Origin of the sequence: Steroidobacter sp., assembly GCF_016790065.1 — a bacterium.
GTDB lineage: Bacteria > Pseudomonadota > Gammaproteobacteria > Steroidobacterales > Steroidobacteraceae > Steroidobacter.
In genome coordinates, this window is the sequence record NZ_JAEUPY010000893.1 from 1 (window position 1) to 9160 (window position 9160).

Annotated in this window: 7 protein-coding genes; 4 read left to right on the forward strand and 3 right to left on the reverse strand. The window is 60.7% G+C overall.

Features of this window, described 5'->3' with window-relative positions:
• A partial coding sequence (locus tag JNL55_RS35820; protein ID WP_293866380.1) for a TonB-dependent receptor occupies positions 1 to 1935 on the reverse strand: 1935 nt, incomplete at its 3' end.
• A gap of 155 nt (positions 1936 to 2090) precedes the next feature.
• Here JNL55_RS35820 and JNL55_RS35825 point away from each other — a divergent pair.
• The 4 genes from JNL55_RS35825 to JNL55_RS35840 all read left to right on the forward strand — a co-directional run bounded on the left by JNL55_RS35825 (position 2091) and on the right by JNL55_RS35840 (position 7140).
• Positions 2091 to 2627, forward strand: coding sequence for an RNA polymerase sigma factor (locus JNL55_RS35825; protein ID WP_293866383.1), 537 nt, complete (start codon positions 2091 to 2093; stop codon positions 2625 to 2627).
• Positions 2624 to 3643 (forward strand): FecR family protein, encoded by a 1020-nt coding sequence (locus JNL55_RS35830; RefSeq protein WP_293866386.1) that lies wholly within the window; start codon positions 2624 to 2626, stop codon positions 3641 to 3643. Before JNL55_RS35825 ends, JNL55_RS35830 begins: the two co-directional genes overlap by 4 nt.
• Positions 3644 to 3664: 21 nt before the next feature.
• Entirely contained in the window at positions 3665 to 5791 is a 2127-nt protein-coding gene (locus JNL55_RS35835; RefSeq protein WP_293866389.1) for a S9 family peptidase, read from the forward strand.
• An 86-nt stretch (positions 5792 to 5877) separates the two neighbouring features.
• Complete coding sequence (locus JNL55_RS35840; protein WP_293866392.1) at positions 5878 to 7140, forward strand: lipase family protein; 1263 nt, start codon at positions 5878 to 5880, stop codon at positions 7138 to 7140.
• Positions 7141 to 7151: 11 nt separating this feature from the next.
• Here the strand turns inward: JNL55_RS35840 and JNL55_RS35845 are convergent, their stop codons facing one another.
• Complete coding sequence (locus tag JNL55_RS35845; protein WP_293866395.1) at positions 7152 to 8423, reverse strand: type II toxin-antitoxin system HipA family toxin; 1272 nt, start codon at positions 8421 to 8423, stop codon at positions 7152 to 7154.
• A 13-nt stretch (positions 8424 to 8436) separates the two neighbouring features.
• Positions 8437 to 8775 (reverse strand): helix-turn-helix domain-containing protein, encoded by a 339-nt coding sequence (locus tag JNL55_RS35850; protein ID WP_293866398.1) that lies wholly within the window; start codon positions 8773 to 8775, stop codon positions 8437 to 8439.
• Positions 8776 to 9160 lie beyond the last annotated feature (385 nt).

Here is a 9160-nt window from a genome sequence, read left to right on the forward strand (position 1 = left end):
TTCCAGGAATTTCTCTCGGCGCATTTCCAAGCCGATAGCCAACATCGGCGCACCGCCCGGCAGCTGCCAGATCGGTCCGGCAGCTCGCAGGCCGAGATCGCCCAACTCCGCCGGCGCGTAACCCCGTAACTCATAAAGATACGGGCTGAGATTGATTGGATTCTGGACGGTGTTGACGAACGGGTCGAGCGTTCCATTCGCCAGCGCCGCATTCAAGCGCGTGGTGTTGGCAAAGCTGGAACCGTAGTTCAACTTGGTATGGTTCCAGGTGAAGTCCGTTTGCGCCCGCCACTCGTTCGGCAAATCCATCGTCGCACCGATGGTGGCGCGACGATTCTCGAGGCTGGCCTTGTAGTACTCCCAAGATGGATCGGGAATCGCGACCTGCACCGCCTGCAGGAACGGATTGGCCGGTGAACTGGCCGGCACCAAGTACCGACCGGACAGCGCGTTGAGCGGCGACTGCGCTTCGTTCTTGCTGAAAGACACGTCGATGAACGCCTCGATGTTGTCCGTCATCTGGCGACGAATCGACGCGAGCAGCGAGCCCACTTTCGGCGCGCTACCGAGATAGAAGCGGCCGCCGGTGAGATAGTTTGCGGTGTCGGGCGCCGAGAAATCGTAGCTGCCGGCATTGGCAAGCAATCCCGCGTTCAACAGCGCATCCGGCGAAGACGGAGAAATCGACGACGGCACGTGAGTGAACGAGGAGCCGAGCGACGTCCCATCACGTAGCGTCAGGATGCTGCCATTCTGTGAGGCGATGTTGGTGGTCGCCCCGACATTGAACGGCAACGATCCGGAGTAAAGCAGTTGTGGCGAGCGTGCCAGCATGCGATCGATGCCGCGGCGAACGATCTCCGGTCGATCCGAGCGCAACAGTGCGGTCGAATCCGAATAGTAGGCCGCAATCAATCCGTGGGTGCGTCGGTCTTCCAGCGAGAAGCCGTGCGCGAGGTTGACGGAACGCACGTCCGCGCCGCCATCGAAGGTGCTCTCGTACTTCATTTTCAGATTCGTGCCGACATAGTCCTTCTTCAGCACGATGTTGACGACGCCACCGACCGCAGCTCCGCCGTAGATCGCTGCCGACGACGACGGCAGCACTTCCACGCGATCGATGGCCGCCAGCGGAATGGCATTCACGTCCGGCTGCTCGGTCGCCTGGCCCACATAGTTGCCTACTGAGGTGCGCCGACCGTTGATCAGGATCAGCGTCTGGCTGTTACCAATGCCGCGCAGATTGATGGAGCTGGTATTGCCACGCGCGTATGTCGAGTATTGGTTGCTCGCGAGCGGCATGGCGTTCATGGTGAGCCGCTGCTTGAGATAATCCTCGACGTTGCTGGCGCCGGATTGCTCGATGGCGTCGCCGCTCAGGATGTAGTACGGCTGCGCGTCATCGCGGGTACGAACGATGTCGACGTTGGCGTCGGTGAACGCCTTGGCGCTGACCAGCACCTCGGCCAGCGAGTCGCCGGCGGCGGCGCTGTTGGACTGAGTCGTGGTGGATTCGCTCTGCTCGGCCACTTCGGCACGCGCCAGCACCAAGCGAGTCGACCCCGTCGACCACTGGTCCGTGTCGGCCGACGTGGTCTCAGCGCCTTCCGAACCGATCGGCTTGGCCACGCGGATTGCCACCGTCCGATCATCCAGGAACTTGTACTCGAGTTCGGTCGCTTGCAGCAGTTTCTCCAAGGCCTCCCCGGCGGTGAAACTGCCCACCAGCCGTGGCGCCATGGTTCCCTCCTTCACCGAGGCCGCCCGGAACAGCAGCCGCATGCCGGTCTGCTGAGCAAAGGCGTTGAGCGCTTTGCCCACCGGTTGGGATGGAATGTCCACCGAGACTTGTTGCGTGGGTTGCGACTGGCCCACAGCCGCCGCACTCAAACACGCCATCACCGCGATTCCGACCAGGCTACGAATGCATTTCATGTTCAGCGCCCTCCCCGTTCGATTTATGCTTGTTACCGGGTAGAGAGCGAGCGTCTGGCGCAAAAGGGGTAGCCAAATTAAAAGTACCCAAAGTATGCCGCGGCTTGGCTCTTAAGAAACATGGGCAGCACCCTTTTGCGCGAATTGCCTGAACCGTGAAGCCGACACCCCTCAATCGGGCAGCGCGCCTGGCCGCGTCCGTCTTCGAGAAGTATCAGGCCGACCTGCACAACTACCTGGTGTTGCATCTACGCGCCGGCCAGGACAGCGCCGATCTGGCGCAAGAGGTTTATCTGCGACTGCTGCGCCTGGAAAAGAGCGAGCTCGTGCGCCAGCCGCGAGCCTATGTCTACACCATCGCCTCGCACGTTGCCTCCCAGCTTCGTATGCGCGCGGCACGTGGCCTGGTGACTTTCGATTCCGAGGCGGCCCAGGAGGCTGCCGAACATCCTGAATTGCCCGCTGGGGACGAATCAACCGACCGTGCCGACACTGAAGACGAACTGGAAAGAATCCTGGCGGTGCTGCCACCGGTGCATCGCGCGACCTTCGTGTTGTGCAAGCGTGACGGGATGTCCTATGTGGAAATTGCGCGAGCGCTGGACATCTCGGTGCACACCGTCAAAAAGTACGTCCACGAATCGACGGTCCGCATCCGCGCCCACCTCTGGCAGAAAGGAGATCGCCGGTGAAGCCCCCCAGGCGGGATGAATTGGACATCGCGGCCCAGGCCGCCGAGTGGTTCACGGCGCTGGCAGAGGATCCGGTGGCCGATCGGGCCGCGTTTGCGGAGTGGCTGACCCGCTCGCCGCTGCACGTGCAGGAGTTCTTGAACATCTCAGCGGTGCATCGGATGTTCGAGAATCTCGATCCCGAAGGTCGGCTGGATGTCGGGGCGATGCTGCAAACCGCACCTCTCGATCAGATTGCGCGGCTGCCGTCGGCGTTCATTCGCAGCTCGAGTGGCGAACCGCGTCGATCGCGCCAGAAACGCTGGCTAGCCGGGCTTGCGGCCGGCGTCGCCGTGCTCGTCGGCGCGTGGTGGATTCAGTCGGCGGTGATCGGCGGTCAACACTACGCAACCATCGTCGGTGAACAACGCACCCTGCCCTTGGCGGATGGCTCGCTCGTCTATCTCAATACCGGATCGGAAGTCGCCGTGAAGTACAGCACCGCCACCCGCGATGTCCGGTTGGATCAAGGTGAAGCGCTGTTCTCGGTAGAGAGCAATCCCAAACAGCCGTTTCGAGTGCATGCCGGGGACGCCATCATTCAGGCCGTCGGCACGCAGTTCAATGTGCGACGGGATGCTCGTGGCACGCAGACATCGGTCGTCGAAGGCACGGTGCTGGTGACCGATGTCAACGGCAGCCAGGTGAAGATCACCGTGGGCGAGTCCGTCGATCTCAACAAGGACGGCGCCATCGTCGCTCGCAGCCACATCGATGCGGCTCGGGTCACCGCCTGGCGACAGCGACGATTGGTCTTCGAAGAAGACACGCTCGCCGACATCGCAGCCGAATTCAATCGCTACAACAGCGCGCTCAAGATCCGCATCGAAGGCGCTGACATCGGCGAGCGACGCTTCACCGGCACGCTCGATGCCGACAATCCCCAATCGCTGCTACGCCTGCTGACAGAGGCAGACGATCTGAGCTTCGAAAAGAAAGCCGGCGAGCTCCTCATCCACCAGTGGCCCGGGCACTAGCGGCCCGAGCAAAGGTCCCGTATGAAATTGCGTCATTATTTGGCGGGCGTTGCCGTCGCCCTCGTGCTGTCTTGCCCGTCGCTGGCGTCGGATGCCCGCGAGGCGCTCACACGCGATGAAATCCAGCAGGCACGGCTGAACGCTTACGGCGCCCTGCAGGCAACCTTCGGCTCGACGCAGCATCGTTACCTGTCGTGGCGAAACGATGGGAATCTAATGATCGCTCGCGAGCCGACGTTCGAACCGGAAGTATTGGTGGCCGGCGGTGAGCGCGGCCCCATCGCGCGTTACTCAGCTTCTCGCGATGGCAAGCACCTGATGTACGTCCATGATCGCAAGGACACCGCAGGCGGCTCAGCGCTGATGTTTCTTGAGGTCGACAAGAAAGGCAGCACGCCTGTATTGGTGGCCACAGGCGCCGACGTGCCGTCATCGACACTCGTTTGGTCGCCCGATGCGCAGGCGGTGGCGTTCACGCAAGGCACGCAGCTCTTGGAGTTGCGTCGCGAATCGGAGGGTCGATGGACGCGACGCTCGCTGCTGAAGTCTGGCGATCCGCGACACACCGCAGCCGTGAGCATCGATCAGCCCGTGTACTCACCCGATGGATCCAAGCTCGCCTTTGTCAGCTCTCGCACGGCGAGACAGACCTACATCGTCGTGCACGACCTCGCGAAGGATGAAACGACATATGTGCATCCCAGTCCCTTCGCGGATACCAGCCCGGTGTGGTCCGCGGACAGCTCGGAGCTCGCATTCATTCGGGAGCCCATCAACCCCACCAAGGACTATCGCTTCTCTGCGCAGCGCAGCCTGCAAGGCGGCGTGCCGTGGAGCATCCTCGCAGCGAATGTGACATCGGCAACACTGCGCACCGTGTGGCAGGCAGAGTTCGGCGCAGGCAGTCAGCTCAACGGGGAGACTCTGGTGTGGGCGCCGTCCGGTGAACTGCTGTTCCTCTGGGAGAAAACCGGTTGGAACCAACTCTATGCCGTGTCCTCGAAAGGCGGCACCGCTCGGCTATTGACGCCTGCCGAGGGCGAGGTAGAAAAGTTCGACGCCAATTCGCTCAGTGCGGACGGCCACACCATCGTTTATCGCTCCAATGTCGGCGACCTGATGCGCTCTCACTTGTGGAGCGTCTCGCTGCGCGGCGGCCCGCCCAAGCAGCTGACCTTCGGCGAAGGCTCGGAAGGCCGAGCCGGCGTCTCCGGCTACAACCCCGGCGGACACCTTGTATATGTCGAGGGCGAGACGGTGAAACGTCCACCGCGCCTGGTACTCCGAAGTCAGGACGGCACAGAACGAACGCTGCCGCTGATGTCCGACGCGCTCGTCAAACGCACCCAGGCCGTGTTGAACCAACTTGCGCCGGTACAGACCATTTCGGTCAAAGCCGCAGATGGTTTGATCAGCCACCACGTCATGATCACGCCCCAGCGCCCGCCTCCGGCGCATGGCTATCCCGTCGTCGTCAACACACATGGCGGCCCCACTGAACAAACCAAGCCTTACGACGGCTACGCCTATGCGTTCGGTCAGTATCTGGCCCAGCAAGGTTATTTGTTCATCGACATGAACTTCCGGGGCAGCACCGGCTTCGGTCTGAACTATCGCCTGCCCGCGGGACGAGGCGCGACCGGCGGCAGCGAAGTGAAGGACATCGCGGCGCTGGTGAATTATTTGCAAGCCCGCGGCGACGTCGACACCAAACGCATGGGCATCATGGGCGGCTCTTATGGTGGCCACATGGTCGGATTGGCGATGTCGCGCCTGCCCGGCGCCTTCGCCTCCGCCGTCTCGCATTTCGGCGTGACGGACTGGGTCGTCGAAATGAAGAAGGACTGGTTCGATGCGGGCAATACGCAGGATCCGCTCATCTATCAACGACTCTCCGAACGACTGCGCATCGAAGACCTGGCCTACGCCTCCTCGCCGCAGTTGGACAATTGGCGTGGACCGGTGCTGTTGACCATCGGCGACCTGGATAAATCTGGCCACATGGAATCGGTGCAGGACCTTGGCTATCAGCTGCTACAACGGGGCGTGCCGGTGGAGTTCTACGTCGATCCCTCCGGCGGGCACAATGTGTTCGCGTGGGACGAGACGTTCGAGTTTTTCGAACGGACGTTGAGCGGCAAAGAATAGATGGACTTGCGAGCTTCGCGCGGTAGCCATTCGTAGGGTCGCCGCGCTCTAAGTCCTCATCCGACTCCCAAGGATGAGACGCTCTAATGATCAGGACCCTGCTGCTGGCCCGTGTCGGTGTGTTGGTTGCTGTTGTCTTTGTCAGCTCTTGCGCCACTCCTGGTGCAGATGCAGGCATTGATCGAGGGGGCCTTCAGTATCTCAAGCAGTTGCAGACCCTCAGCCGCGCACAGCTGGATGCGACCTGGAGCAAACGCCCGGAGCTCGCCGCCAGGATTGGCCCCGCCCAGTGCGACGTGCAGGCCTTCGAGATTCTCTACTCGACCATCGGCGTGCAGGGCGAGCCCGCCGATGCTTCTGCCACGCTGTTGATCCCGACGGGCGATGGTTGCACCGGCCCTCACCCATTGCTCGGCTGGAGCAATGGCACCGTTACGGATCGCTTGCAGTCACTCGATGAGGACTTGCCGCTGAATCTCACCTTGGCCAGCGTGTTCGCAGCCCACGGCTACGCTACTGTGATTTCGAGCTACCTCGGGCTGGGTAAGTCGAGCTATCCGTTTCATCCCTATCTGCATGCAGACTCTGAAGCCAGCGCCATCGTGGATTCCTTGCGTGCGGCTCGGCGAGTCGCTTCGCAAACTCATATCGCACTGTCAGGAAAAGTAATGTTGGCCGGGTATTCGCAGGGCGGGCATGCGACGCTGGCCACGCAACGAACCATTGAGGGCAAGCATTCTCGCGAGTTCGATCTGGTCGCCTCCGCTCCGATGTCCGGACCCTATGCGCTGCTACAAACATTCATCAGCGGCTGGGACGGTCGCGTCAACGGCCAAGCCAATCCCCTCGGCCCCACGTTGTTCGCCTACACAGCTGTGAGTTATCAACACATCTATGGCGATGTCTGGCAGGCCCCGATCGACGTCTTCAAAGCCCCTTACGACACGAAAGTGGAGGGTTTGCTGCCTGGCCCGTTGGATGTTTACGCCCTCAGTCGCACGGGCGCTCTACCCTTGGACGTCGACTCATTGGTTCAGCCCAGCTTCCATACCGACTTCATCACCAACACAAACAACACTTTCCGCCAAGCGCTGGCACGCAACGACTTACTCGACGACTGGAAGCCCCAAACACCGACCGTGTTATGCGGCGCTGGCAAAGATGGCGTCGTCGATTTCGAGAACGCTCGTACCGCCAACCGCGTCTTCGTTGCACGCGGCGCTACGGTTCGAGTGATCGACGTCGACGCATTACTACCTGCGGATGTCACCGGCGTGGCAGCACATTCCAACGGCATGATCGCCTGCAGCGTCTCCGTGCGCGATGGGTTGTTTGAGGCGGCGCGATGATGCAACCGAACTCATAAGGTTGGTTGCTCTGCAGGCTGATCTTCGAACGACGGGGGGCTGAAACAGCCGGCAATACGCTTCACGTCCGATGCGCTCACTTTCCAAGCCGCGAAAATCTCACGCCATCGCGTCTGCACTGCCTGCTTGACTTCATCGACGATCTGATCGGCATCGGCGCGGCTCAAGCCAAAAGATTCGGCGCTCGACAGTAAGTTGTCACGGACTGCGAGCGCCCCGTAGTCGCCGATCGCAAGCGCAAGGAATTTCCTCCGCGTGTTCCCCAATCTCGGCACGAGGTCGAATGCCGGCGAGAGACGAAAGTGAGGACCTTCTGCAACGAGCGCGTGATTGCGCTCATGGTCATCAGTAGCAGAAGTGAGCGCATTGAACGCGATCCGCCTGAAAAGCTGCCGGCGATCCTCCTCACCCGTTACCGTCCATCTCGTTAGCTCTCGCGACAAGCGAGGATACGAACCGGTATACGAGTATTGAGCTGCTGCATCGTTCGCCAAGAACACGGTGCCCGCGCTCACCATTCGATGACGCACGATTCCGGCGTCGGTGACGACACGGTCAAAGCGACGCACCAGGAGAACGTCTTGGCCGTGCATGCGGACCACTTGGTGCTCCGGCACTCGAACGCCGCAAGCAGTCGCGAGATCCAGCATAGCCGCTTCCACTCGGACTTCATTGAAGCGATCGCTCTGCCGATTGAGTTTCGCGAGCCAAATGCTCCCGTCCTTGTGAGTGGTGAACTTAGGTCGCGCTCCGCCAGCAGATGTACCTGCACCAAATAGGAGTGCTACCTGCTCTTCTGCGTGGGACAGAGGAACATTGCTATCCAGCTTCCGAATGGCCTGTAGATAGGGAGTGTTTTCCAACTCCTTCCACGCAATGACGGGGCTCTCTTTTATCGGACTCGCTGAAGTCTTGCCAAAAGCCAGAGCGCCCATGCGATCCGCAGCAGGCAGCCACAGATAGTCGAAGAAAGTTGCATAGGTGCTGCCGTAGAGGTTGCTTGCGACGTGACGGCCCCAATCATCCGGGATTGCATCGCGAATGACGCCGAAGAACCCTGAGCACAGTGTAGTGGTGAAGAGTTGCTCGCGCAGCGGCAGCACCACAGGATCGAGCGGCACGGCCGACTCGTTACGAAGATACGATTCGCCGTAGACGAAACGCCCCACCGCCGGCGATACGGTGCTATCGAGCTCGAACCGACCTGCAACGATGGGCTTCACGGCGCCGGGCAAATAGATGAACACATATGCAGTGTCAGCCATTGCCGCAGGCCGTTCAGAAATTGTTGTTCAATGGTTTGCGCACACGCACGCGCTTATCAGACACCGAAAAAGACAGCGCCTGGCCATCACGATCCAAACCGGGATCCGCAACCAGCTCGAGTTCCTGAAGCAGCCCTAACGCCCACAGCGCGGACACATAGGCGCCGATCTCGGTTCCAGATGCCCCCTGCTCTATCGCAATGACCGTAGCTCTGGTGCGGCCGATCTTGGCAGCAAGATCCTCTTGGCGAAGCTGACGACGCAGCCGTGCAAGACGAATGCGCGACCCTAGTCGCACCAGCGCCGCGGCCGGCGCTTGCTCGAAAGCCAAAAGAGGGTCAGTAGCAGCCATGTACGATATGATGCTCATAAACACATATAAAGTCAATTAAAACTGACATTTCCATCCCGACCATGTTCGATAAGCTTTTGATTATTAGCGGCTAAATCCGAGCGAGCCGCAATCAAGACGGCCAGGATGCTCTCACATTCATGCGCCTCCTAACCTCTGTCACAAACATCAATCACATCGTTGCATCATTCGCTTGGCCGCCAAGTCGCATTGCTAGTTCATGCTGTTTGCATCAATGAAATATCCGGCACCAAGCGTCGCAGAGCCAGCGCCCCTTACGCCCAGGGCCTAGGTCCTTCGGCCTATGTTATTGCCCTCGCAGGCCCTTGCCGGCGCCAGCGGCATCACGGATAGTGGCGTGATGAAGTTGCTAGTCGTGGACGAT